The organism is Spiroplasma sp. hy2 (genome assembly GCF_044714365.1).
GTDB lineage: Bacteria > Bacillota_I > Bacilli_A > Mycoplasmatales > Mycoplasmataceae > Spiroplasma > Spiroplasma phoeniceum.
Window position 1 is genome coordinate 1 of sequence record NZ_RXFZ02000239.1, and the last position, 1264, is coordinate 1264.

At 24.3% G+C, this 1264-nt stretch carries 2 protein-coding genes; both read left to right on the plus strand.

Translation table 4 applies throughout. The features are described 5' to 3' along the window. Window positions 1–322: hypothetical protein (locus EHV01_RS05730; RefSeq protein WP_422066622.1), on the plus strand; the 322-nt coding region annotated here is incomplete at its 5' end. 46 nt (window positions 323–368) lie between these two features. Continuing rightward, a complete protein-coding gene (locus EHV01_RS05735) occupies window positions 369–1082 on the plus strand; it encodes a phage terminase large subunit (protein WP_422066623.1) in 714 nt (237 codons plus the stop codon). Window positions 1083–1264: the final 182 nt, after the last annotated feature.

A 1264-nucleotide genomic window follows, 5' to 3' on the forward strand; every position in this document is an offset into this window, starting at 1 on the left:
AGKAAAAAAGATGGCAAAAGTAGATAAAAAGTGATGAATAATTGCAAATTTAACAAAAATAAAGCAAAAATTAACAAAATTTGATGAATATTGTAAAGAAAATAATATCAAACTTGCCACAAAAGAAACCTTATTAATCTTTTGCAATTTAGAAGAAGATGAATATAATGCCTTAAAATACAGTAATTTATTAGCATTTAATGAACTTAAAATGAAAATAAGAATATTAGAAAATAATATAAAATTACATCTCTTAAACGAAACTAAGGGGGTGTATCAGTATATGCACAGTATTATGGCCGTGAAAATGAAACTGAAATAAATTATGCTCCCCCAGTAATTAACATAACAGATGGGAGAAAGATATAATGGCAATGTTATATGAATATAGTTATCTTAATAAGATAGTAATTAGCTTATTAAACAATACTGAATATATTGCTGATGAGATTAATTTAGCAGGTAGTCGGAAAGCGGGTAAAACATACTCTATTGATGAATTAATAGCATTATTAAGTTGTGTTGTATTAGCTAATAAAGATAAAAAAATAGCAATATATGGTTTTAGATTAAATAGTGCTGATACTGCTGAAATGCAACAAGATATTCAAGATGCATTAGATAAAGTTGGTTTAATCCTTAATCCTACTAAAAAATGAAAAGGCGGTCATTATCAATATAATGCTCGTTTTAATAAACCTACTTGAACATTTCCTAATGGTAGTTTTATTAAATTACAAGGTGCTAGAAAAAGTAATTCATCGCAAGTATTAGGTAAAGGTACAGCACGAGCAAATGGTGCTGATTTATGTATTATTTGACTTGAAGAAGCAAATGAATTTAGTAAATCAGAAAAAGAAGCTATTATGCAAGCAGTTCGTGATTATAAAAAATTAATATTAATTACAAGTACTAACCCTGATAGTATTTATCAAGATCATATAGATTATTTAAACAAATTATTACCTTTTAATCGTAAAGAATTAGAAAGTAATGGTGAACAAATATCTAAATTAATAGTTCCAGTATTAGATCCTAAAACAGGTCAAAAAGCATATGATAAAAAAGTAATTAATCATTAGACTTCTTGCATAACCTATTAAAATAATTGTAAATATTTTTAAAAAGATACTAATAGCAAATTATAATTTTAATTAATTAGACTTCTTGCATAACCTATTAAAATAATTGTAAATATTTTTAAAAAGATACTAATAGCAAATTATAATTTTAATTAATTATGTCTTTTATTTAAWWWYTAAAW